At 64.2% G+C, this 21,601-nt stretch carries 23 protein-coding genes; 15 read left to right on the forward strand and 8 right to left on the reverse strand.

Annotated elements, in window-relative coordinates:
• The first annotated feature begins 104 nt into the window (after window positions 1–104).
• Complete coding sequence (locus tag BRA1417_RS0119735) at window positions 105–482, forward strand: VOC family protein (RefSeq protein ID WP_027517286.1); 378 nt, start codon at window positions 105–107, stop codon at window positions 480–482.
• Here the strand turns inward: BRA1417_RS0119735 and BRA1417_RS0119740 are convergent.
• Complete coding sequence (locus tag BRA1417_RS0119740; protein ID WP_018459347.1) at window positions 479–1,084, reverse strand: TIGR00730 family Rossman fold protein; 606 nt, start codon at window positions 1,082–1,084, stop codon at window positions 479–481. The two genes, BRA1417_RS0119735 and BRA1417_RS0119740, sit on opposite strands and share 4 nt — an antisense overlap.
• 202 nt (window positions 1,085–1,286) lie before the next feature.
• Here BRA1417_RS0119740 and BRA1417_RS0119745 point away from each other — a divergent pair, with 202 nt between their 5' ends.
• The 4 genes from BRA1417_RS0119745 to BRA1417_RS0119760 all read left to right on the forward strand — a co-directional run bounded on the left by BRA1417_RS0119745 (window position 1,287) and on the right by BRA1417_RS0119760 (window position 5,877).
• On the forward strand, window positions 1,287–3,242 hold the full coding sequence (locus tag BRA1417_RS0119745) for an ABC transporter ATP-binding protein/permease (RefSeq protein WP_027517287.1): 1,956 nt from the start codon (window positions 1,287–1,289) through the stop codon (window positions 3,240–3,242).
• 77 nt (window positions 3,243–3,319) lie between these two features.
• Complete coding sequence (locus BRA1417_RS0119750; RefSeq protein WP_256379233.1) at window positions 3,320–4,024, forward strand: phosphatidylserine decarboxylase; 705 nt, start codon at window positions 3,320–3,322, stop codon at window positions 4,022–4,024.
• A gap of 87 nt (window positions 4,025–4,111) precedes the next feature.
• Window positions 4,112–4,990 (forward strand): phosphatidylcholine/phosphatidylserine synthase, encoded by an 879-nt coding sequence (locus tag BRA1417_RS0119755; RefSeq protein WP_027517289.1) that lies wholly within the window; start codon window positions 4,112–4,114, stop codon window positions 4,988–4,990.
• 167 nt (window positions 4,991–5,157) lie between these two features.
• On the forward strand, window positions 5,158–5,877 hold the full coding sequence (locus BRA1417_RS0119760; protein ID WP_027517290.1) for an RraA family protein: 720 nt from the start codon (window positions 5,158–5,160) through the stop codon (window positions 5,875–5,877).
• A gap of 18 nt (window positions 5,878–5,895) precedes the next feature.
• Here BRA1417_RS0119760 and BRA1417_RS0119765 read toward each other — a convergent pair whose 3' ends face one another.
• The gene (locus tag BRA1417_RS0119765) at window positions 5,896–6,207 is read right to left on the reverse strand and encodes a hypothetical protein (RefSeq protein ID WP_245286253.1); all 312 of its coding nucleotides are present in this window, start codon (window positions 6,205–6,207) and stop codon (window positions 5,896–5,898) included.
• Window positions 6,208–6,525: 318 nt separating this feature from the next.
• On the opposite strand from BRA1417_RS0119765, the gene BRA1417_RS0119770 reads away from it, so the two are divergent.
• The 7 genes from BRA1417_RS0119770 (at window position 6,526) to BRA1417_RS0119800 (ending at window position 15,190) form a co-directional block, all read left to right on the forward strand.
• On the forward strand, window positions 6,526–7,299 hold the full coding sequence (locus BRA1417_RS0119770) for a motility protein A (RefSeq protein ID WP_027517292.1): 774 nt from the start codon (window positions 6,526–6,528) through the stop codon (window positions 7,297–7,299).
• Window positions 7,300–7,322: 23 nt separating this feature from the next.
• On the forward strand, window positions 7,323–8,153 hold the full coding sequence (locus BRA1417_RS0119775) for a flagellar motor protein MotB (RefSeq protein ID WP_007608835.1): 831 nt from the start codon (window positions 7,323–7,325) through the stop codon (window positions 8,151–8,153).
• A gap of 273 nt (window positions 8,154–8,426) precedes the next feature.
• Window positions 8,427–10,325: a potassium transporter Kup gene (locus BRA1417_RS0119780; RefSeq protein WP_027517293.1), complete on the forward strand. Its 1,899-nt coding sequence runs from the start codon at window positions 8,427–8,429 to the stop codon at window positions 10,323–10,325.
• A gap of 141 nt (window positions 10,326–10,466) precedes the next feature.
• Entirely contained in the window at window positions 10,467–12,395 is a 1,929-nt protein-coding gene (locus tag BRA1417_RS0119785) for a potassium transporter Kup (RefSeq protein WP_027517294.1), read from the forward strand.
• A gap of 171 nt (window positions 12,396–12,566) precedes the next feature.
• Complete coding sequence (locus BRA1417_RS0119790) at window positions 12,567–12,893, forward strand: rhodanese-like domain-containing protein (protein ID WP_015686918.1); 327 nt, start codon at window positions 12,567–12,569, stop codon at window positions 12,891–12,893.
• An 8-nt stretch (window positions 12,894–12,901) separates the two neighbouring features.
• Window positions 12,902–14,080 (forward strand): aminotransferase, encoded by a 1,179-nt coding sequence (locus BRA1417_RS0119795; protein ID WP_027517295.1) that lies wholly within the window; start codon window positions 12,902–12,904, stop codon window positions 14,078–14,080.
• A gap of 3 nt (window positions 14,081–14,083) precedes the next feature.
• The gene (locus BRA1417_RS0119800; protein ID WP_027517296.1) at window positions 14,084–15,190 is read left to right on the forward strand and encodes a polyamine ABC transporter substrate-binding protein; all 1,107 of its coding nucleotides are present in this window, start codon (window positions 14,084–14,086) and stop codon (window positions 15,188–15,190) included.
• A 10-nt stretch (window positions 15,191–15,200) separates the two neighbouring features.
• On the opposite strand, the gene BRA1417_RS0119805 is transcribed toward BRA1417_RS0119800, so the two are convergent.
• From BRA1417_RS0119805 to BRA1417_RS0119830, 6 genes are all read right to left on the reverse strand, one after another.
• Entirely contained in the window at window positions 15,201–16,133 is a 933-nt protein-coding gene (locus BRA1417_RS0119805; protein ID WP_027517297.1) for a lipid A biosynthesis lauroyl acyltransferase, read from the reverse strand.
• 8 nt (window positions 16,134–16,141) lie between these two features.
• The gene (locus BRA1417_RS0119810; RefSeq protein WP_027517298.1) at window positions 16,142–17,419 is read right to left on the reverse strand and encodes a beta-ketoacyl-ACP synthase; all 1,278 of its coding nucleotides are present in this window, start codon (window positions 17,417–17,419) and stop codon (window positions 16,142–16,144) included.
• A gap of 99 nt (window positions 17,420–17,518) precedes the next feature.
• Window positions 17,519–18,724, reverse strand: a complete 1,206-nt coding sequence (locus BRA1417_RS0119815; RefSeq protein ID WP_027517299.1) for a beta-ketoacyl-ACP synthase — start codon at window positions 18,722–18,724, stop codon at window positions 17,519–17,521.
• Entirely contained in the window at window positions 18,721–19,191 is a 471-nt protein-coding gene (locus BRA1417_RS0119820; RefSeq protein ID WP_027517300.1) for a 3-hydroxyacyl-ACP dehydratase FabZ family protein, read from the reverse strand. Before BRA1417_RS0119820 ends, BRA1417_RS0119815 begins: the two co-directional genes overlap by 4 nt.
• A 10-nt stretch (window positions 19,192–19,201) precedes the next feature.
• Window positions 19,202–19,489: an acyl carrier protein gene (locus BRA1417_RS0119825; protein ID WP_007592476.1), complete on the reverse strand. Its 288-nt coding sequence runs from the start codon at window positions 19,487–19,489 to the stop codon at window positions 19,202–19,204.
• A 209-nt stretch (window positions 19,490–19,698) separates the two neighbouring features.
• A complete protein-coding gene (locus tag BRA1417_RS0119830) occupies window positions 19,699–20,040 on the reverse strand; it encodes a hypothetical protein (RefSeq protein WP_007592473.1) in 342 nt (113 codons plus the stop codon).
• Window positions 20,041–20,310: 270 nt separating this feature from the next.
• Between BRA1417_RS0119830 and BRA1417_RS0119835 the strand changes: the two genes are divergently transcribed.
• From BRA1417_RS0119835 to BRA1417_RS40605, 3 genes are all read left to right on the forward strand, one after another.
• On the forward strand, window positions 20,311–20,934 hold the full coding sequence (locus tag BRA1417_RS0119835) for a ParB-like protein (RefSeq protein ID WP_027517301.1): 624 nt from the start codon (window positions 20,311–20,313) through the stop codon (window positions 20,932–20,934).
• A gap of 149 nt (window positions 20,935–21,083) precedes the next feature.
• Window positions 21,084–21,227, forward strand: coding sequence for a hypothetical protein (locus tag BRA1417_RS44850; protein ID WP_007608861.1), 144 nt, complete (start codon window positions 21,084–21,086; stop codon window positions 21,225–21,227).
• Window positions 21,228–21,349: 122 nt separating this feature from the next.
• Window positions 21,350–21,589 carry a hypothetical protein gene (locus tag BRA1417_RS40605; protein WP_035968662.1) on the forward strand — a complete coding sequence of 80 codons (240 nt, stop codon included), beginning with the start codon at window positions 21,350–21,352 and terminating at the stop codon, window positions 21,587–21,589.
• Window positions 21,590–21,601: the final 12 nt, after the last annotated feature.

The raw sequence follows: 21,601 nt of genomic DNA on the forward strand, positions 1-21,601 counted from the left end.
ATTGCGAGGAGCGAAGCGACGAAGCAATCCAGACTGTCTCCGCAGACACACTCTGGATTGCTTCGCTTCGCTCGCAATGACGAGGAGAGAGGGGAGCGCGACCCATGATCGACCACATCTCTGTCGGCGTCAGCGATCTGCAACGCTCGGCGACATTTTACGAAGCGGCGCTCGGGGCCCTCGGACTCGCGCGCGTCGTCACGCGACCGCGGACGATCGGCTTCGGCAAGGCCTATCCCGAATTCTGGATCAATCTGCGCGAGGGCATGCCGCGCGTGCCGCCGGAGAGCGGCGGGCATATCTGCCTGCGAGCTAAAACGACCGCCGAGGTCGATGCATTTCACTCCGCAGCGCTGTCCGCGGGCGGCGCGTCCGACGGCGCGCCGGGTATCCGCCCGCACGATCGCGTGCGCTATTACGCGGCCTTTGTCGTCGATCCCGATGGTAACCGGATCGAGGCGGTGACGTTTCCTGCGGACTAAAGCTTGCGCGCCATTTCCGGTGCGAGCTGCTTTTCCGCGTCTTCGATCTGCGCCGCAGCCGATTTTAGCTTCGGCAAAATCTCTTCGATCCGATCGGCCTTGAGGATGTCGACCGAAAGCCCGGCGCGGATGAATTCCGTCTGGCGCATGTGCGACAGCAGCGAGAACAGCGGCTCCCAGAAATTATCGATGTTGGCCAGCAGCACCGGCTTGGCGTGACGTCCGAGCTGCTTCCAGGTCAATTGCTCGACCAGCTCTTCCAGCGTGCCGACGCCGCCCGGCAGCGCCACGAAGGCGTCGGAGCGTTCGAACATCAAGCGCTTGCGCTCGTGCATGTCGGGGGTGACGATCATCTCCTGCACGCGGGTCAGCGCGTTTTCGCGCATCCGCAGGAAATCGGGGATGATGCCGGTGACGGTGCCGCCGTGATCGAGTACGGAGGTCGCGACCGAGCCCATCAGGCCGAGCGAGCCACCGCCGTAGACGAGGCGGATGTTGTTCTCGGCGAGCGCCTTGCCGAACGCCTTGGCGCCTTCGGTGAAACGGGGATTGGTTCCTGGGCCGGAGCCGCAATAGACACAGACGGTTTTGATCGTGCTCATTGGTGCCATGATGCATTGCAGCGAAGAGGCGTCAAGCCCAATCGGTGATTCGGGACTTCCGGAAATCTACCGGTAAACGACGGCGAACAATCGAAGATTCGCCATCTGGCGGGGTGCATGGGCAGCGGTAAGGCTCTATATGACAAACGAAAATCCTTAATGGCAACACAGCCCGCATCCGACGGGCTTTTCAGGCTTCTTGATGGACCAAGCTCAATCGCCCGCCGGCCCCAACGTTCCTGATCCCGCCGGGGGGCCGCTGGAGCGGGCCACGCTGATGGGCACGTTGGCGCATCTGTGGCCCTATATCTGGCCGGGCGACCGCTTCGACCTGAAGATGCGCGTGGTCTGGTCGATGGTGCTGCTGCTCGCCGCCAAGCTGATCACGCTGACGGTTCCTTTCAGCTTCAAATGGGCGACCGACGCGCTGACCGGCGCCAACACCGCGCCGGTTCAGGCCGACAATTGGCACCTCTGGGTGATCGCCTCGCCGCTGCTGCTGACCGCCAGCTACGGCGTGATGCGCATTGTGATGGCGGTGCTGACGCAATGGCGCGACGGCATTTTCGCGCGCGTCGCCATGCACGCGGTGCGCAAGCTTGCCACCATCACCTTCATCCACATGCACGAGCTGTCGCTGCGCTTCCACCTGGAGCGCAAGACCGGCGGCCTGACGCGCGTGCTCGAGCGCGGCCGCGAGGGCATCGAGGTCATCGTGCGCATGGTGATCCTGCAGTTGATCCCGACCATCGTCGAGGTCTCGCTGCTGATGGCCGTGCTGCTGTGGCAGTTCGATTGGCGCTACGTGCTCGCGACCCTCGTCACTGTCGCGGTCTACATGTACTACACCTACATCGCGACCGAGTGGCGGATCGGCATCCGCCGCAAGATGAACGATGCCGACACCGAGGCGAACACCAAGGCGATCGACTCGCTGCTCAACTACGAGACCGTCAAATATTTCAGCGCCGAGACCCGTGAGTCGCAGCGCTACGACCGATCGGTCGCGCGTTACGAGGAGTCGAGCGTCCAGGCTTATACTTCGCTTGCCGTGCTCAATACCGGGCAAGCCGTGATCTTCACGCTGGGGCTGACCGCGACCATGCTGATGTGTGCGATCGGCGTGCGCAACGGCACCAACACGGTCGGAGATTTCGTGCTGGTCAACGCCATGATGATCCAGCTCTACCAGCCCTTGAACTTCATGGGCATGGTCTATCGCGAGATCAAACAGGCGATCATCGACATTGAGAAGATGTTCAACGTGCTGGGGCGCGAGGCCGAGATCAAGGATACCCCTGGCGCGAAGCCGCTGGTGGTCTCAGCGGGCAATGTGCGTTTCGAGGACGTGCGCTTTGCCTATGAGCCGTCCCGTCCGATCCTCAAGGGCATCAGCTTCGAGGTGCCGGCTGGCAAGACGGTCGCGATCGTCGGCCCGTCAGGTGCGGGCAAGTCGACCATCTCACGGCTTTTGTTTCGCCTCTACGACATCTCCGGCGGCAAGATCCTGATCGACGGCCAGGACATTCGCGAAGTCACGCAGGCGAGCTTGCGGGCTTCCATCGGCATGGTGCCGCAGGACACCGTGCTGTTCAACGACACCATCCGCTACAACATCCGCTACGGCCGCTGGGACGCCAGCGATGCCGAGGTCGAGCAGGCGGCGCAGCTGGCGCAGATCGATCATTTCATCCGCATGGCGCCGAAAGGTTACGAGACCCAGGTCGGCGAGCGCGGCCTGAAACTGTCCGGTGGTGAAAAACAACGGGTCGCGATCGCGCGCACCGTGTTGAAGGCGCCGCCGATCCTGGTGCTGGACGAGGCGACCTCCGCGCTTGACACCCACACCGAGCACGAAATCCAGGGTGCACTCGAGCGCGTGGCGAAGAATCGCACTTCACTGGTGATCGCCCATCGGCTCTCGACCATCGTCGGCGCCGACGAGATCATCGTGCTGGACCAGGGCCGCATCGCCGAGCGCGGCACCCACGCGAAACTGCTCGCGGAGGGGGGGCTTTATGCCAGCATGTGGAACAGGCAGCGCGAGGCCGAGGCGGCGCGCGAGAAACTGGCCAGGATGGCCGATTCCGGCGAGGCGCCCAACCGGGAGCCACCGCCGGTCGCCGATCTCCTGACCACGCCTGCGGCGGCGGAGTGACCTTGTCTCCGGTCCCAACTCTGGCCTAAACAACACCACCGCGCGGGACGACCTGCGCCATCAACCCTGAGCGGCAGATAGCGATGTCCATTCTCGATTCGATCCAGCGTCAGATCCCGCCGATCCGCAAGGAGGGTTATCCCTTCATCGGTGGCTTCGCGCTGGCTAGCCTCGTCCTGTTCTGGCTGTGGTCGCCGTTGGGGTGGATCGGCACCATCCTGACCGTGTGGTGCGCGCTGTTCTTCCGCGACCCCGTGCGTGTGACCCCGGTGCGCGAGGGGCTCGTGGTGTCGCCCGCCGACGGCCGCGTCTCGATGATCACCATGGCGCTGCCGCCGGCCGAGCTCGGGCTGGGCGACCGGCCGCTGCCGCGCATCTCGGTGTTCATGAGCGTGTTCAACTGCCACGTGAACCGCAGCCCGATCGCGGGCCGGGTGGACCGTATCGCCTACCGCCCCGGCCTGTTCATCAATGCGGAGCTGGACAAGGCGAGCGAGGACAATGAGCGCAACTCGCTGGCGATCACGACGCCGACGGCGCGGATCGGGGTGGTCCAGATCGCAGGGCTCGTCGCCAAGCGCATCGTCTGCTTCGTCAAAGAGGGGCAGGCGATCGGCGCCGGTGAGCGCTTCGGCCTGATCCGCTTCGGCTCGCGGCTCGACGTCTATCTGCCGCTGGGCACTAGGGCGCTGGTCTCGGAAGGCCAGACCGCGATCGCCGGCGAGACGATTCTGGCCGATCTCGCCGGAGACGACCCGAGCCGCGCCTACCGCTCCAATTAACCCAATAAGTCGGCCTGGGGGGGCTTCCGCCGCAATGGCGGAGGGGAACGCGGCTTGCTATATCTCGCCCCAAGGTGAGGACGAGCCATGACGCCCTACGACTCTAGAGATCCTGATGTGCGCCGGCGGCGGTTCCGCCCAATCCCGGTGCGCATGCTGGTGCCCAACGTCATCACGCTCCTGGCGATCTGCGCCGGCCTGACCTCGATCCGGCTCTCGATCGAGGGGCGGATGTCGCTCGCGGTCTACGCCATCGTGTTCGCGGCGGCGCTCGACGGCATCGACGGCCGCATCGCGCGCATGATCAAGGGCCAGTCCAAGTTCGGTGCCGAGCTCGACAGCCTCGCCGACTTCGTCAATTTCGGCGTGGCGCCCGGCCTGATGCTGTATTTCTGGCAGCTGCACGAGCTAGGCAATGCCGGCTGGATTGCCGCCATGGTGTTCGCGATCTCCGGTGGCCTCCGCCTGGCGCGTTTCAATGCCACCATGGACGATCCCAACAAGCCGGCCTTTGCCGCGAACTTCTTCACCGGCGTGCCGGCGCCGGCCGGCGCGATCACGGTGCTGCTGCCGATCTATGTCGCCTTCCTCGATCTCGGCCGGCTGCCTGCGGCGGTGACGGCTGCGTACACGCTGCTGATCGCCTTCCTGATGGTGTCGCGCCTGCCGGTGTTCTCCGGCAAGACCAAGCGCATGCGCGTGCCGCCCGAACTGGTGCTGCCTGCGTTCGTCGCGGTGGTCGTGTTCATCGCGATCCTGATCGCCTATCCTTGGCACGTGCTGTCCATCGGAACGGTGCTGTATCTCCTCGCTTTGCCGCTCGGCTACAAATCCTATCGCGACCAGGCGCGCGCGTTGGAAACCACCGCGCCCGCGGGAGGCGAAGTCTCGTCGCCACCGTCGGCACCGACGCTGGACCTGTCGGAGCCGCCGCGCGACGACGACCGGCCCGACCGCTTGCACTGAGCAGGAAGACATTGAGCAGCAAGGCACCGAGCACCAAGGCACTGAGCACCAAGCCTTGAATATCTGCCATGAGCCGCCCTGAGTTGGGTTGAGACCCGATCTCGGCTATATCGCCTGGTGCCGGCGGCACCGCGCCAACAGCGGCCGCCAATCTGGGAGAGAACGCCGTGACCGATACCGCGACCGGGCCGCTGCCCGCTTCCGTCCTCGAAGCGCTGGGCCGCTATGACACGCCGACGATCTGCAATGCCATGGAGATCGTGGCGCCCGAGCGCCGGCTGATTGGCTACACCACCAAGCCACTGGTCTGCCCATTTCCCGATCTGCCCCCGATCGTCGGCTACGCCCGCACGGTCGCGATCCGCTCGGTGCTGAAAAATTCGCTACCGCCGGAAGAGCAGTCCAAGCGCCGCATCGACTATTACGAATATGTCGGGACCGGCCATGGTCCGCGCATCTCGGTGATCCAGGACATCGACGGTCCCGACGTCGGCTACGGCGCGTTCTGGGGCGAGGTGCAGAGCAACGTGCACAAGGCGCTCGGCTGTCTCGGTGTCGTCACCGACGGTTCGATCCGCGACATCCCGCAATGGGCGCCGGGCTTCCAGGCGCTGGCCGGGTCGATCGGCCCGTCGCATGCCTGGGTGCATGCCGAGAGCTTTGGCGGCGAGGTGCGCGTTGCCGGCATGACCGTCAAGTCGGACGATCTGATCCACGCCGATCTGCACGGCGCCATCGTGATCCCGCGCGATATCGCCGCAAAGCTGCCCGAGGCCGCCGAACTCTGCGGCCGCCGCGAGACGCCGATCCTCGAGATCGCCCGCAGCCCCGACTTCTCGCTGGAGAAGTTGAAGGCTGCGCTGAAGCGTTCGGCGGAGATTCACTAACGGCGGGACCGGAACGATCTACGGTTGCGACGCCGCTCGCAGGCTGCCCTGTTCCGTCAGGAACAAGGCGGCCTGATCCGGCTCGCCGAGCATCGCGGCAGCGCATCCGATCAAGGTGAAGCCGCCGGCAAGATCCCACAGGGTGATATCGTTCGCATTGTCCGGACGTTGGATCAGGCGCGCTGCGATCACGGTCGAGGCCGCCTCGATAAAGAGCAGCACGCTGAACGCCGGCAGGACGAGCCCGGGTTCGAGCACGTGGAGCGCCAGCACTGCGGGAAGCGCGGTGAAAAGACTGAACAGCGTCACCATTGCGATGCCTTCCGCCATGAGGAGCCGGCCCGCTCCAGAATACCAACTGATCGGTCGCCCCCGATGTGGCGCAGGGCCGCAGCCGAAGGGATCGCGCGCGCACGGCCTTGCGTGATGGGTTGCTCGCGAAGCCGTATGGTTAGCAAAATGTTGAAATCCCTGTCGGCACTCGGCAAAAGCCGGCGCCTTTCAGCGCGCTGCGGCCGCCGGGTGCGTCGGCTCAACTTAACCTTTACGCGTCTTTAATCGCGGCTCACTAGGGTTTCCGATGCGGTTCGGGGTTGGGCCGCGCCATCGGCCAGGACGGCCGTTGTTGCGTTCGCGTTGGAGTCTCCCATGGATATCATGACGAGCATCGGGCTCGTGGCGGGCGTTGTCGTCATCGCGACGATGATGCTGCTGGGCGGCGATCTCCACATGTTCATTTCCGAGCATGCGATGATCATCATCTTCGGCGGCTCGACGGCTGCGACCATGATCCGCTTTCCGCTCTCGACACTGATCCACGGCCTGCCGCTCGGCGCCAAGTTTGCCTTCACGATGAGCCGTCTGTCGGCGCATGATCTGGTCGACGAGCTCGCTCGTATTGCCGAGATCGCCCGCAAGCAGGGTCCGGTGGGGCTGGAAAAAGTCGAGACCGACGAGCCGTTCCTCGCCAAGGGCATCCGCTACGTCGCCGACGGCTACGACCTCGATTTCATTCGCGACAATCTCGAGCGCGATCGCGACAATTTCCTGATGCATCTGGACGAAGGCAGCAAGATCTACCGCGCCATCGGCGACTGCGCCCCGGCCTTCGGCATGGTCGGCACGCTGATCGGCATGGTGCAGATGTTCGCCAACATGACCGACCCGTCAAAGCTCGGCCCGTTCATGGCGACCGCGCTGCTCGCGACGCTCTACGGCGCGCTGGTCGCCAACCTGTTCTGTATCCCGATCGCCGACAAGCTGCATGGCAAGCTCCTGGACGAAGAGACCAACCGCACGCTGATCATCGACGGCATCCTGATGATCCGCGACTCCAAGAGCCCGACGCTGGTTCGCGAAATGCTGCTGGCCTATCTACCCGAGAAGCACCGCCACGCTGAAGGCGAGCCGGTTCCGGCCTGAGGCCGCGCGCCGGGATTTGAGACATGGCCAAGAAGAAGCGAGGCGATTCACACGGAGGCGGTCACGGCTGGTTCGTGACCTTCGCGGACTTGATGGGCCTGATGATGAGCTTCTTCGTGATGCTCGTCGCGTTTTCGACCCAGGATGCCAACAAGCTGAAGGTCGTCGCAGGCTCCATGCGCGACGCCTTTGGTGTCCAGACCGAAGCGCGCTATTCCGGCATCGTCGAGTCCGACGGTCTGCCGACCCGTCCACGGCTGAAGAACGTCGATCACATTCAGCCTGAGGACTCCTCCAACACGCCTACGCCGGACCAGGAGGATCGTGACCGCACGTCGGGCGCGAAGATCAAGGTCGACCGCAATTTTGCGCTGGCGGCGGCCTCGCTGCGCCAGGCGTTGCAGGACATGCCGGAACTGACCGAGATGTCCAAGCACATCATGTTCGAGGAGACCAAGCAGGGCCTCAACCTCGAGATCGTGGACCAGGACGGCCGCTCGATGTTCGCCGACGGCTCCAAAGTGCCCTATGACCGCACCCGGCGCCTGATCGAGAAGCTCGCTGTCCCGCTCAAGGCGACGCCGCTGCGCGTTTCCATCGCCGGCCACACCGCGGCTGGATTCGTGCCGACCCGCAGCGACTACGGCGCCTTCGACCTGTCGGCCGACCGCGCCAACGCCGTGCGTCAGATCCTCGAACGCGAGGGCCTGCCGGGCGCCCATGTCTTTGCCGTCTCCGGCAAGGCGGACACCCAGCCGCTGTTTCCGGACGATCCCTCGCTCGCGGCCAACCGGCGGGTGACCATCACCCTGATGCGCGAAGATCCGCCGCTGCCGCCGAATCTGAAGCCGTAGGACACACTCGAGCGAAGCGGACCCTGTTTCGTGCGAAGAAAGTGCGACAAAACAAGGATATAGAGCCAACTCCGCTTCAATCGGGGATGGAAAGGCTCAGGGCTCTTGTGCCACCATCTTACCTGAGGCATGTCGTCGCGTGGGCAACGACCGTTGCTGCGCCGTCACAGCATCTGCCCCGGCGCCTGCTATGGTGATGTGCCGATTGACAGGGGCGCCGGAACCGTCAAAAGGCGCCGGATCAATTCTCGGGCAAAAGCGTTCCAGTTTCATATGACGGCGAGCATCACATCGACCGAAGCTCCGGACGGACCGGTCAGCTCGGGTTTCTGGGGCCTGACGCTCGGGAGCATCGGCGTCGTTTTCGGCGACATCGGCACGTCGCCGCTCTACGCATTCCACGAGGCAGTCAGGGGCGCGGCCCACGGTCAGCCGGTCTCGCGGGTCATGGTGCTCGGCGTGCTCTCGCTGATCCTCTGGGCGCTGCTGATCGTCGTCACCGCCAAATACGTTCTGCTGCTGCTGCGCGCCGACAACAACGGGGAGGGCGGCACGCTTTCCCTCATGGCGCTCGGTCAGCGCGCGCTCGGGCGGCGGAGCTGGTTCCTGACGGCGCTTGGCGTGGTCGGCGCCTCCATGTTCATCGGCGATTCCATGATCACGCCGGCGATCTCGGTGCTGTCGGCGGTCGAGGGTCTGAAGCTCGCAACACCCGCCTTCGAGCACTATGTCGTTCCCCTGACCGTTCTCATCCTGGCGCTGCTGTTCGCGGTCCAGAGCAAGGGGACCGCGCTGGTCGCCTCGGCTTTCGGGCCGGTGATGGTCGTCTGGTTCACCGTCCTTGCCGTGTTGGGCGCCGTTCACATCGCCGACGATCCGTCGGTGCTGGCAGCGATCAATCCCTATTACGCGCTGCAATTCCTGCTGTCGCACGGCACGATCGGCCTGGTGACGCTGGGCGCGGTGTTCCTCGCGGTAACCGGCGGTGAGGCGCTCTACGCAGATCTCGGCCATTTCGGCCGCAAGCCGATCCAGTCAGCCTGGATGTTCTTCGTGCTGCCTGCGCTCCTGATCAACTATTTCGGGCAAGGCGCACTGGTGCTGTCCGATCCCAGCGCGATCGAACACTCCTTCTATCGCATGGTGCCCGAGCATTTCGTGCTGCCGCTGGTCGGACTTGCGACCGCGGCGACCGTGATCGCGAGCCAGGCGGTGATCACCGGGGCCTATTCGCTGGTCTATCAGGCTGTGCAGCTCGGCCTCCTGCCGCGCTTCGAGGTGCGCTTTACCTCGGAAACTCATGCCGGCCAGATTTATCTGCCGCGTGTAAACCGGCTGCTCCTGATCGGTGTGATGCTGTTGGTGCTGTTATTCCACACCCCCAGCAACCTGGCTTCGGCCTACGGCATTGCGGTCTCCACCACCATGGTCGCCGACGGCATCATGGGCTTCATCGTGATCTGGAAATTGTGGAACTGGCGCGCCGCGACGGCCGCAGCCGTGATCCTGCCCTTCGTCGTGGTCGACATCAGCTTCTTCAGCGCGAATCTTCTGAAGCTGCTCGAAGGCGCCTGGGTGCCGCTGCTGTTCGGCGTGATCATGGCCGGGACAATCTGGACTTGGCGGCGAGGGTCCGGGATCCTGATCCAGAAAACGCGCCGCATCGAGGTGCCGCTGGACGATCTGATCCGGAGCCTGGAGAAGCGGCCGCCGCACATCGTCAAGGGCACCGCGGTGTTCCTGACCAGTGATCCCTCCTTCGTGCCGACCGCGCTGCTGCACAATCTCAAGCACAACAAAGTGCTGCACGAGCACAACGTGGTCCTGACCATCGAGACCGCGCATACGCCGCGGGTCGATCTGTCGGAGCGTTTCCGGATGGAGAAGATCAGCGACAAGTTCTTCAAGGTCCGCCTGCGCTTCGGCTACATGGAGCAGCCCAACGTGCCCAAGGCGCTCGCGATCGCGCGCAAGCAGGGCTGGCAGTTCGACATCATGTCGACCTCGTTCTTCGTGTCGCGGCGCTCGCTGAAGGCGTCGGCGCAGTCGGGCATGCCGCTTTGGCAGGACCATTTGTTCATAGCGCTGAGCCGGTCCGCCAACGACGCCACCGACTATTTCCAGATTCCCACCGGGCGGGTGGTTGAAGTCGGAACTCAGGTCACCATCTAAGCAGCGACTGGCGGAGCCATGCAAAATTGCATGCCAAAGCCCCGAAATCGGGCTAGGCTATGCCAGTAGCGCAGGCCTATAAGCCGCGCGCCCTTCTGCCGTTGTGCAGTGAAGCATTTTTAGAGGCCATCAGGCTCTCCCATGACAAGTGATGTAGCGATTTCCGCCCCGGAAACGGCGGCGGCCAATGGGCATGGCGATGCCCACACCACCGCCGGCTTCGGTGCGCTGACACTCGGCAGCATCGGCGTCGTCTACGGCGATATCGGCACCAGCCCGCTCTACGCGTTCCGCGAGGCGGTCATGGCGGCTTCTGGCGCGGAGGGGCTGCCGACGCCGGCGGCCGTGCTCGGCGTGCTCTCCCTGATCCTGTGGGCGCTCATCATCGTGGTGACGCTCAAATACGTCGTGATCCTGCTCCGTGCCGACAACAATGGCGAGGGCGGCACGCTGGCGCTGATGGCGCTGGCCCAGCGCGCAGTCGGCACCCGTGGAACAACCATCGTCCTGCTCGGCATCATTTCCGGCGCCCTATTCTACGGTGACGCCGTGATCACGCCGGCGCTCTCGGTGCTGTCGGCGATTGAAGGCATGAAGGACGTCACCCTGCACTTCGAGCCCTACATCGTACCGCTGACCGTGATCATCCTGGTCGGTCTGTTTGCCGTGCAGTCCCGTGGCACCGCTCGCGTCGCCGCCTTCTTCGGGCCGATCATGTGCGTCTGGTTCGCTGTGATCGCGATCGCGGCGATCCACCCGATCATCGAGCAGCCGCAGGTGCTGTTCGCGCTGAACCCGCTCTACGCCGTGTCCTTCATGATCCACCACGGCATCATCGGCTTCGTGACGCTCGGCGCGGTGTTCCTGGCGGTCACCGGTGCCGAGGCGCTCTATGCCGACCTCGGCCATTTCGGCAAGCGGCCGATCCAGACCGCCTGGCTGTTCATCGTGGTGCCGTCGCTGGCATTGAACTATCTGGGGCAGGGCGCCCTCGTGCTCGGCGATCCCGGCGCGATCGTCAGCCCGTTCTTCCAGCTCTTCCCGCAAGGTTTTTTCCGCGGCTGCATGGTCGTGCTGGCGACCGCCGCAACGGTCATCGCGAGCCAGGCGGTCATCACCGGTGCCTATTCGCTGACGCGTCAGGCGATCCAGCTCGGTCTGTTGCCGCGCTTTGAAATTCGCCATACGTCTGAAGCCCATTCGGGCCAGATCTTCATCCCGCGCATCAACCAGCTCCTGCTGGTCGCGGTGGTCCTGCTGGTGCTCTTGTTCCGCTCCTCCAGCGCGCTGGCCTCGGCCTACGGCATCTCCGTCACCGGGACCATGGTCGTCACGGCAATGATGGGCTTCGTGGTGATCTGGAAGGTCTGGCGGTGGTCGCCGTTCACGGCTGCCGCCCTGATCGCGCCGTTCCTGTTCCTCGACCTCACCTTCCTGGCCGCCAATCTGCTCAAGGTGTTCGAGGGCGGCTGGGTGCCACTGGCACTCGGCGCGCTCATGATCATCCTGATGTACACGTGGCGGCGCGGCAGCCGGCTGCTGTTCGAGAAGTCGCGCAAGCTCGAATTCCCGCTCGCCGACCTCGTCGCGATGTTGGAGAAGCGGCCGCCGCAGCGCGTGCCCGGCACGGCCGTGTTCCTGACCAGCGATCCCCTCAGCGCGCCAACCGCGCTGATGCATAGTCTGAAGCACTACAAGGTGCTGCACGAGAAGAACGTCATCCTCACCATCGAGACCGCACAGACCCCGCGTATCGATCCGGCCGAGCGGGTGAAGCTGGAGCAGATCTCGCCGACCTTCTCCAAGGTGACGCTGAAGTTCGGCTTCATGGAATCGCCCAACGTGCCGAAGGCGCTGGCGATCGCCCGCAAGCTCGGCTGGCAGTTCGACATCATGTCGACCTCGTTCTTCCTGTCGCGGAGGGCGCTCAAACCAGCCGCCCATTCCGGCATGCCGCGCTGGCAGGACCGGCTGTTCATCTCGCTCAGCCGTTCCGCCAACGATGCCACCGACTATTTCCAGATCCCCTCTGGCCGGGTCGTCGAGGTCGGCACCCAGGTCACCATCTGAAGTGAGGATATGATCCTCCTTTTGCAGGTCGCGCTTCAAGTCGCTGCGATTTAGCTTTAACTTGCGCAAGGCAGCTCAAGCCTTTGTAGCGCTTGATTTTCGTCGGCCGAGAGGCGAGGTTGCCGCCCGCCGGGATCGCCCCGGCAGCGGCCCGCGACGTTGGAGGATGATGTGGCAAATCAAGTACAGGATCTGACCCCGGACGAGGTCTCCAAGGGTGTCGCGGAAGGGCGCTATCTCCTCGTCGACGTGCGCGAGCCGAACGAGGTCGAGGCCGAGGCCTATCCCTACGGCGTGGTCGTGCCGCTCTCGACCTTCGATCCCAAAGCGATCCCCGATCCCGCCGGCAAGGAGGTCGTGTTCGCCTGCCGCTCGGGCAAGCGTTCGGTGACGGCCTCGCTGGCGGCGCAGGCCGCGGGCCTGCCTTACGACAAGCATCTGGCCGGCGGCATGCTGGGCTGGAAGGCGGCGGGTCTTCCCAGCAAGGTCGGCGGCTGACCCCGCCGATGTCCAAGAGCTCGTCCCTCAACAAGGTCTTCGCGGACCTTCCCGTCACCATCTTCGAGGCGATGTCGCAGGCCGCGCGCGACAATGCCGCCATCAATCTCGGCCAGGGCTTTCCCGATGATCCCGGGCCCGAGGACATCCGCCGCGCCGCGGCCGAGGCCTCACTGAACGGCTACAACCAGTACCCGTCGATGATGGGTCTGCCGGAACTGCGCCAGGCGATCGCGACCCATTACGGCCACTGGCACGGCCTCGAGCTCGATCCGATGAGCGAGGTGATGGTGACCTCCGGCGGCACCGAGGCCCTGACCTCGGCCATCCTCGCCGTCGTCCAGCCGGGTGACGAGGTGGTGTGCTTCCAGCCGGTGTACGATTCCTACCTGCCGATCATCCGCCAGGCCGGCGGCATTCCGCGCCTGGTCCGGCTCGAGCCGCCGCATTGGCGGCTGAATCAGGACATGCTGAAAAGCGTCTTCAATTCAAAGACCAAGGCGGTGCTCTTCAACAATCCCCTGAATCCGTCCGCGGTGGTGTTTCCGCGCGAGGACCTCGAGCTTTTGGCGCGCTACTGCCAGGAGTTCGACGTCATCGCGATCTGCGACGAGGTCTGGGAGCACGTCACCTTCGACGAGCACAAGCACATTCCGCTGATCACCATCCCCGGCATGCGCGACCGCACCATCAAGGTCGGCTCGGCCGGCAAGATATTCTCGTTGACGGGCTGGAAGATCGGCTTCGTCTGCGCCGCGCCGCCGCTGCTGCGCGTTGCCGCCAAGGTGCACCAGTTCCTGACCTTCACCACCGCGCCGAACCTCCAGGCGGCCGTCGCCTACGGGCTCGGTAAGCCGGACGAGTATTTCCTGTCGATGCGCAAGGACCTGGCGCGGAGCAGGGACCGCCTCGCCAAGGGACTGGAGAGCCTCGGCTTCCCGGTGCTGAAGTCGCAGGGTACCTACTTCCTGACCGTCGACCTGTCCCCGCTCGGGCTGAACGAGAGCGACACCGAGTTCTGCTGGCGGATTGTGAAGGACTACAAGGTCGCGGCAATCCCGGTGTCGGCCTTCTACGAGCAGGACCCTGTGACCTCGGTGGTGCGCTTCTGTTTTGCCAAGAAGGACGAGACGCTCGACACCGCGCTGGAGCGGCTGTCCGACGCGGTGCGCGGGCGCAAGAGGTAGGGGATGACGAACGTCGGCCGCTTTGGTTTTGGCCTCGCGATCGCCGCCGCGCTGACGTTGCTCTCCGCCCCCGCAGGGGCCGAGGAGCGGGTCGTCAATTTCTACAACTGGTCAAACTACGTGGCGCCCGACGTCCTCGAGGCCTTCACCAAGGAGACCGGCATCAAGGTGGTCTACGACACCTTTGACGCCAACGAGACGCTGGAGACGCGCCTGATGGCCGGCAAGTCCGGCTATGACGTCGTGGTGCCCACCGCCTATTTCCTCCAGCGCCAGATCAAGGCCAACATCTTCCAGAAGCTCGACAAGTCGAAGCTGCCGAACCTGGCCAATGCCTGGTCAGTGGTGACCGAACGTCTCGCGATCTACGACCCCGGCAATGTCTACGCCGCCAATTACATGTGGGGCACGACGGGCATCGGCTACAACGTCGCCAAGCTGAAGCAGATTCTCGGAGCGGATGCGAAGATCGATAGCTGGGACATTGTGTTCAAGCCGGAGAACCTTGCCAAGTTCAAGGATTGCGGCGTCCACATGCTGGATTCCGCCGACGACATCTTTCCGGCGGCGTTGAACTATCTCGGGCTCGATCCGAACTCGACCAAGCAGGCCGACCTCGAGAAGGCCGCCGACGTCGTCGCCAAGGTGCGGCCCTCCGTGCGCAAGTTTCATTCGTCCGAATATCTAAGCGCGCTCGCGACCGGCGAGATCTGCTTCGTGGTCGGCTGGTCCGGCGACATCATGCAGGCCCGCGCCCGCGCTGCCGAAGTCAAGAGTGGCATCGAGATCGGCTACGCCATCCCGAAGGAGGGCGCGCAGATGTTCTTCGACAATCTCGCGATCCCGGCGGATGCGAGGAACGTCAAGGAAGCCTACGAGCTGATCAACTATCTCTACCGTCCGGACGTGGCCGCCAAGAATACGGATTTTCTGTCCTACGCCAACGGCAACCTCGCCAGCCAGAAGCTGGTCGATCCGAAAATTTTGAACGACAAGAACATCTATCCGGACGAGGCCACGCTCGCAAAGCTGTTCGTCATCACGGCGCGCGAGCCGGCGACGCAGCGGGTCATCAACCGGCTGTGGACGAAGGTGAAGACGGGACGGTAAGGCCTGTCCGCTACCGCCACCTGCGGTGCAGCCACAGCCACTGCTCGGGATGCTCGCGGACCCAGCCTTCCACCACGCTGGTGATCGCCTGCGTGGTGCCCTGGACGTCGATCTTGCCGTCGGCGTCGCGCACCGGCTGGACCTCTTCGGTGATCTCGGCGGTGAAGCGGCCGCCGGGCAGGCGGATGACGCGCACGCCGTGGATGGGGCATTCGACCTGGCGCAATAGGCGCGCCAGCATCGGATTGGCGCGGGTCTTGCGGCCGAAGAAGGTGACCTCGACGCCGCCGGTCAGATACTGGTCGATCAGCATCGCGACGTGCTTGCCGTCCTTGAGTGCCTGCGCGAGCCGCAGCGGCGCGTCGCGCCCCGCGGGGATCAGCGTGCCCATGTTGACCTGGCGCATCTCCTGGATGATGCGGTCGGCGGAGGCGATATTCGGGCGACGGTAGAGGATCGCCGCATCGAGCCCGTGTGCGACGGCGGCGAGCGCCGGCAATTCCCAATTGGCCAGATGCGCCGCGAAGATCAGCGCCGGCTTGCCGTCGTCGCGGATGCGGTCGAACAGCTCGATGCTGCGGCTGGGCAGGTCGATCCGACTGGTTTCCGGATGATCGCGGTCGTAATCCCACACGTGATCCATATGGGCGAATTCGGCGCCGACGCGACCGAGATTGTCCCAGACGCCCATCAGGATGGATTCGATTTCCTCGGGCGACTTGTCCGGAAAGGCGGCGGTGAGGTTGGCGCGGCCGATGCGGTGCTCGCGAAGGCGGGGCCCGATCAGCCGGGTGACGCGTGCGAAAAAGTCCGAGGTCTTGGCCGGATCGAAATAACGCGTGGTGCGCAACATGCCGACAGTGGCGGCGCCGATCAGGCCTCCACCGATCGACTTGGCCGTCTCCCGCGCGCGGGCCTTCGTCCTCGAAGGAAGCAGCGCCATGCGTCCGGTCAGGCCGGTTCGCGGGTCAGGATCAGCGAGGCGTTCTGGCCGCCGAAGCCGAACGAGTTCGACATCACCGCGGTGACGCGGGCATCACGTGCCTTGTTGCCGACGACGTCGAACAGGATCGTGGGATCCGGATTGTCATAGTTGATCGTCGGCGGGATGCGCTGATGCTCCAGCGTCAGCAGCGAGAAGATCGCCTCGACCGCGCCGGCGGCCGAGATGGTGTGGCCGACCATCGACTTGTTGGAGGTGACCGGAATCTTCGAGACGAGATCGCCGAACACGGCCGATGTCGTATTGTATTCCATCTTGTCGTTCTCGGGCGTCGCGGTGCCGTGCGCGTTGATGTGGTCGATCTGGTCCGGCGTCATGCCGGCATCGGCCAGCGTCTTGTTCATGCAGCCGATGATCGGCTTGCCGTCGGGGGACGAGCGGGTGCGATGGAAGGAATCGGTGAGCTCACCGCAGCCGGCGATCACGCCGAGAATTTTTGCGCCGCGCGCGGTGGCGGCTTCATAGCTTTCGAGCACCAGCGCACCTGCGCCTTCGGCCATGACAAAACCGTCGCGGTTTTTGGAGAAGGGACGGGAGGCCGCCTGCGGCGGGTCGTTCTGGGTCGACAGCGCCGAGAGCAGCGAGAAGCGCACCAGCGCCTCCGGATTCACTGTGCCGTCGGTCGCCACGCACAGCGCGGCATCGGTTTCGCCGCGGCGGATCGCCTCGACGCCGAGCTGGATCGAAGTCGCGCCCGAAGCGCAGGCCGTGGACAAGGAGATCGGCGAGCCCTTGGTGCCGAAGGTCTCGGCGAGGTAGGCCGCGACCGAACCGAACATGAATCTGTGGTGATAGGCGCTGTACTTGCCGCCGCCGGAGATGCGCAGCAGATCGTCGTAGTTGAAGTCGAGCTTACCGACGGCGCGGCCGAGCTCGCGGCGCTGCGGCCATTCGACTTCGACAGGTGCGACCGCGAGGAAGAGAGGACCCGGGAAATCCGCCTTGGTCCCGATGCCGGCCTGGTCCAGCGCCTCCTGCGTCACCAGTTCGGCCATCCGCTCGGACAGGCCGGTGGAGGAGAACGGATCGACGCTGACGAAATCCACCGTGCCGGCCATCGTCGTTTTCAGGCCGTCGACCGGAAAGCGGGTGATGGTGCGGATGCCGGATTCGCCGGCGACGAGCTTCGCCCAATTGTCGGTCTTGCCGTTGCCGAGCGAGGTCATGATGCCCATGCCGGTGACGACGACGACGGGACGCCCGAGTTTGTCGCGTGGTGCAGTCATGTCGATCCCCGCTTGAGCTGGAGCATGATCCGAAAAAGCGTGACGCGATTTTCCGAGAAGATCATGCCCAAACAATAACCTGCCAAAGCGCAGCGCGCTTTAGCTTACTGCCTCGACCAGCGCCATGCCTTCGCCGCGCCAGTGTCCGGCCCCCACCACCACAATCTGGGTGGGCGCTCCCTGCATTTCAATCTCGGTGCCCGTGGAATCGTTCGGCGGAAACAGCGCGCCGCGCGAGATCGACAGCGCGGCGAGTGCGATGCCGAGCGGGAATTGCGTCTCCATGGTGTGGCCGAACATCGTGCCGGTCGAGCGCACCGGGAACTCGGCGTGGCCCTTCAGGAAGCCGCGCTCTTCCGATGTCGCCGGCTCAGCGCCGGTCGCACCGGATATGATCGCGCCCTTGCCGTCGCGCTTGGGCAACTTTGCCCAAAGCTTCTCCAGCGTCGCGGCCATATCGCCGGGGGTCTTGCGCCGGGCAAGGTCGGCAACGACGCTCGACAGCTTCGCGAATGGCTTTGCGCCGCGTGCTTCCGCATGCGCCTTCGACTCCAGCACCAGAAACGCGCCAGCCGAGCCGAGGGCGAAGCCGGCGTGGTCCCTGCGCGCCCACACGGGAGCGAACTTGTCCTTGAGGTTGAAGTCGCCGAATTCGTAGAGGACCATCAGGTCCTTGCGCTCGCCGTTGTGCGAGCCGCCGATCAACGCGATGTCGCTCTCGCCGGAGGCGATGCGCGACAATGCAATGCGCGCGGCATCGGCGCCGGCAACCTCTTCACCCATGAAGGTGCGCGAGGTGCCGCCAATGCCGTGCACGATGGCGATGTTGCCGGCGAGCAGGTTGGAGAGCTGGGCCAGGAACAGCGTCGGCCTGAGATCACTCATCAGCCGCTCGTTGAGGAAGCCGGGCGCGTTGGCACCCTTAGCCTCGGCCGTGAGCACGCCGGTGTCGACGTTGAGATCGCGCTCGCCGCCGCCGGCGGCGACCACCATGTCGATCTTCGACAGGATGTCCTTGTTGCCCTTGATCCCGGCGGAATCGAGCGCAAGCCCGGCCGCATAGGTGCCGATGCGCTGCCAGGCTTCCATCTGGCGCTGGTCGCCCTTCTTCGGGATCTGGCTGTCGAAGGTAACAGGCATCAAGGGGTGCACGATGTAGGGCGCAAAGCCCTTCTCGTCGACATTGATGCGCTTCTCCTGAAGCGCGGCCCAGTTGGCGTCCAAGCCCTCGCCGAGTGAGGTGGCGAGGCCAATGCCGGTGATCCAGACTTCCGTCTGGGCGGGCTTCGAAGCAGTCTCGGTCATGACGATACGGCCTGTTGCGGAAAGCCGACGCGCTCGGCGACCTTCGCCATGTATCCGCGCATGTCCGCGTTGGGGAAGGGGATCAGGGTGAAGGTGAGCGCCGAATTCGCGCGCAGCTTGCCGCCGACCTTAATCTTGGCCTCGGTCATGGCATAGCCCGAGCCCTCGTGGACGAGGCTCGCTTCGATGCTCATGAGATCCCCAGGGTACACCGAGCCGCGGACCTTGGCCTCCTTCACGGCGGCCAGGATCGGCATGCGCTCGAATTTGAGCACGCCAAGCTGAAGCCAGCCTGAGGCCTGCGCCATCGATTCGATCAGGAGCACGCCTGGCATCAGGGGATAGCCCGGGAAGTGCCCCTCGAAGATGGTGCTCTCCATCGGGACCTGAGCCTCGACGACAATCGTCTTCGCGTCGACGTTGAGGTCGACGACGCGATCTATCATGTGGAAGTATTCGAGTTGCATGACCGCGCGCTTAGGCGCTCGCGCCCTTGGCCGCAACCAGTTCGTCGATGCGGGCGCACAGGTTTTTCAGCACGAAATACTGCTCGGTGGTGGCTTTGCCGTCGTTGACCTCCTGGGTCCACTTTTCCAGCGGCAGCTTGATACCGAACTGCTTGTCGATCGCGAACGCGATGTCCAGGAAATCGAGGCTGTCGATGCCGAGGTCATCGATGGCATGGCTATCCGGCGTGATCGTGTCGCGCGGGATGTCGCAGGTTTCAGCGATGATCGTAGCGACCTGATCGAATGTGGAGGACATCACTAAGCCTTTGATATATTGCAGATGTTTGTCAGATTTTCCAGAGTGGAACGGTGGGTGGGCATCGCGCCCCGATGACGCCCTCAACCCCCCTCTGGCCGGGTCGAAAGCCCGTATATCGGAGCGCCGCCCTGAGTTCAATGGAGCCGGCGGGTGTGGGGGCAGGGCTGGGGACGCCCGGCTGAGCCGCTTCGGCCGAAGGACCGTCGCTAGATGTGCGGCGTCGTGATCTTGACGCAGTCGCGGCGGCCCATCAGCACGCAATCCTGGGTCCGGCGCAGGTCGGCGATGCTCACCGCGAGCCAGATCCCGATCGCGGTCAGTGCGATGGTGAAGGCCAGCGCCGCAATGTTGGCGAGCATGCGATGGCGGAAATCGTCCGGTTCAGTGCGGGGCTGCTCGTAGCGCGACAGGTCGAGTGGCTCGGGCGCGACGCGCAATTGCTGCACGCTACCGTTGCCGCGGTAGCCCGTTGGGGAAGGCGAGGTGCGCGGCCTGAACTGGAGCACCCGGTGCTCGTCATCCGAGCTTATGGGCCGCTGGGTTGTCATGGTGCAGGGATCACTCCGAAGCAGCAATTTTTAGATAGCATACGTGGTGAACACGTTGCAGAAAATCTTCTCAACGCGCACGTGCATTGCGCGTTCGCACTATCTTGCAGGGTTGCGAACGAAGGACCGTGGAACCGTGGCCCTTCCGGGCCTGCAGAGGGTGCAATGCAGTAATCTCGGCCCAGCCGAATGCATTGCCGGCGCAATGCCCATGGCATAGTCCAGGGAACCTGATCACGCAGCTGCAACCATGTGAAGGGCTCTCCAACCATGACCAATACGCGCGAACCGAGAGTGCATCCGGTGTCGATCCTGTCGCTGCGGCCGACACAGATGACGGTCGGGATGCGCGAGGTCAAGGAGAAGCGCAAGCGCTGGCGCGAGCACGACAAGAAAAAGCAGGCCGATTTGCTCGGCAAGCATATGATCCCCGTCGTGCATGGCCCTGACGAGCGCTATTACGTGATCGACCATCATCACCTCGGTCGCGCGCTGCATGACGAGGGCGTCAAGGAGGTGCTGGTCACCATCGTCGGCGACCTCAGGATGGTCGAGCGCGAAGCGTTCTGGGGCGTGATGGACAACAAGCGCTGGGTTTACCCCTACGACGTCAAGGGCGAACGGCGACCGTTCCGCGATTTGCCGAAATCCGTCGTCGATCTCAAGGACGATCCCTTCCGGAGCCTTGCCGGCGAGCTGCGCCGCATGGGCGGCTTCGCCAAGGACACCACGCCGTTCTCCGAATTCCTGTGGGCCGATTATCTGCGCCGAAAGCTGTCGCGCAAGGCTGTGGATGCCAATTTCGACAAGGCGCTCGAGAAGGCGATGTCCTCAGCCAAGAGCAGGGACGCGATCTATCTGCCTGGCTGGTGCGGTCCGGCTGACGATGATTAGGCGCAAAGCTCACGTCAGTACGGCATGCGGCTCCGCAAACCGGATCTGATCACAGCCTCTTGAGCGAAACCATCTTCTGTCCGCGCGAAGCAGTGCTGAAACAAAGCCGTGCCATGTGTTGAAGTGTCGAGCTCACACAGGAGGCCGAAATGCGCCGTTTGGTTTTCGCCGTTGCCCTGCTCGTGGTCGCTTCAGCCGGGATATCGGCATCGTTTGCCGCAGTTCACCATGCCAAGACGTTGACGTTTTCAGAGCGCTTTGCCCCGGCGCTCGAGTTGATGGCGAAGCGCTAGTCCAGCGGCATGGTGCTGCGCAGCCGCTGGGAATGCAGTTGCGATAAACCTGCTGCCCAACGGCGTCGCGCGCTTGACGTATCGCAAACAGGTTTTGATGCCGGCCGCTAAGGTCCGCCGGCATGACCGCTGAACCAGCCTTGCGCATCCGCGTCACCAGGTGGCTCCAGATCATGCCATCTGGAGACATGATGATGAGCCTGATTCTTCGCATTGTGTTTGTGTTCGCCGGAGCTGTCACCGCTCTGTTCGTCGCGCGTGACGCCCTGAACTTCACGATCATCCAAACTTTCGTCGCCGTCCTGCTGATGACCGCCGTGGTGGCTCTCGGGACCCTTTGGAGCCTGCGGCGCAGGGCATGAGCGAGGCCGTCA

This window comes from Bradyrhizobium sp. WSM1417, assembly GCF_000515415.1.
Lineage (GTDB): Bacteria > Pseudomonadota > Alphaproteobacteria > Rhizobiales > Xanthobacteraceae > Bradyrhizobium.

Bases quoted from the DNA above. Each gene is read 5' to 3' on its own strand.
- BRA1417_RS0119745 (WP_027517287.1), top strand. From the start codon at position 1,287: ATGGACCAAGCTCAATCGCCCGCCGGCCCCAACGTTCCTGATCCCGCC.
- BRA1417_RS0119835 (WP_027517301.1), top strand. From the start codon at position 20,311: ATGACCAATACGCGCGAACCGAGAGTGCATCCGGTGTCGATCCTGTCG.
- BRA1417_RS0119765 (WP_245286253.1), bottom strand. From the start codon at position 6,207: ATGGCGGAAGGCATCGCAATGGTGACGCTGTTCAGTCTTTTCACCGCG.
- BRA1417_RS0119795 (WP_027517295.1), top strand. From the start codon at position 12,902: ATGTCCAAGAGCTCGTCCCTCAACAAGGTCTTCGCGGACCTTCCCGTC.
- BRA1417_RS0119825 (WP_007592476.1), bottom strand. From the start codon at position 19,489: ATGTCCTCCACATTCGATCAGGTCGCTACGATCATCGCTGAAACCTGC.
- BRA1417_RS40605 (WP_035968662.1), top strand. From the start codon at position 21,350: ATGACCGCTGAACCAGCCTTGCGCATCCGCGTCACCAGGTGGCTCCAG.
- BRA1417_RS0119785 (WP_027517294.1), top strand. From the start codon at position 10,467: ATGACAAGTGATGTAGCGATTTCCGCCCCGGAAACGGCGGCGGCCAAT.
- BRA1417_RS0119735 (WP_027517286.1), top strand. From the start codon at position 105: ATGATCGACCACATCTCTGTCGGCGTCAGCGATCTGCAACGCTCGGCG.
- BRA1417_RS0119775 (WP_007608835.1), top strand. From the start codon at position 7,323: ATGGCCAAGAAGAAGCGAGGCGATTCACACGGAGGCGGTCACGGCTGG.
- BRA1417_RS0119805 (WP_027517297.1), bottom strand. From the start codon at position 16,133: ATGGCGCTGCTTCCTTCGAGGACGAAGGCCCGCGCGCGGGAGACGGCC.
- BRA1417_RS0119780 (WP_027517293.1), top strand. From the start codon at position 8,427: ATGACGGCGAGCATCACATCGACCGAAGCTCCGGACGGACCGGTCAGC.
- BRA1417_RS0119810 (WP_027517298.1), bottom strand. From the start codon at position 17,419: ATGACTGCACCACGCGACAAACTCGGGCGTCCCGTCGTCGTCGTCACC.
- BRA1417_RS0119830 (WP_007592473.1), bottom strand. From the start codon at position 20,040: ATGACAACCCAGCGGCCCATAAGCTCGGATGACGAGCACCGGGTGCTC.
- BRA1417_RS0119740 (WP_018459347.1), bottom strand. From the start codon at position 1,084: ATGAGCACGATCAAAACCGTCTGTGTCTATTGCGGCTCCGGCCCAGGA.
- BRA1417_RS44850 (WP_007608861.1), top strand. From the start codon at position 21,084: ATGCGCCGTTTGGTTTTCGCCGTTGCCCTGCTCGTGGTCGCTTCAGCC.
- BRA1417_RS0119815 (WP_027517299.1), bottom strand. From the start codon at position 18,724: ATGACCGAGACTGCTTCGAAGCCCGCCCAGACGGAAGTCTGGATCACC.
- BRA1417_RS0119755 (WP_027517289.1), top strand. From the start codon at position 4,112: ATGACGCCCTACGACTCTAGAGATCCTGATGTGCGCCGGCGGCGGTTC.
- BRA1417_RS0119820 (WP_027517300.1), bottom strand. From the start codon at position 19,191: ATGCAACTCGAATACTTCCACATGATAGATCGCGTCGTCGACCTCAAC.
- BRA1417_RS0119770 (WP_027517292.1), top strand. From the start codon at position 6,526: ATGGATATCATGACGAGCATCGGGCTCGTGGCGGGCGTTGTCGTCATC.
- BRA1417_RS0119800 (WP_027517296.1), top strand. From the start codon at position 14,084: ATGACGAACGTCGGCCGCTTTGGTTTTGGCCTCGCGATCGCCGCCGCG.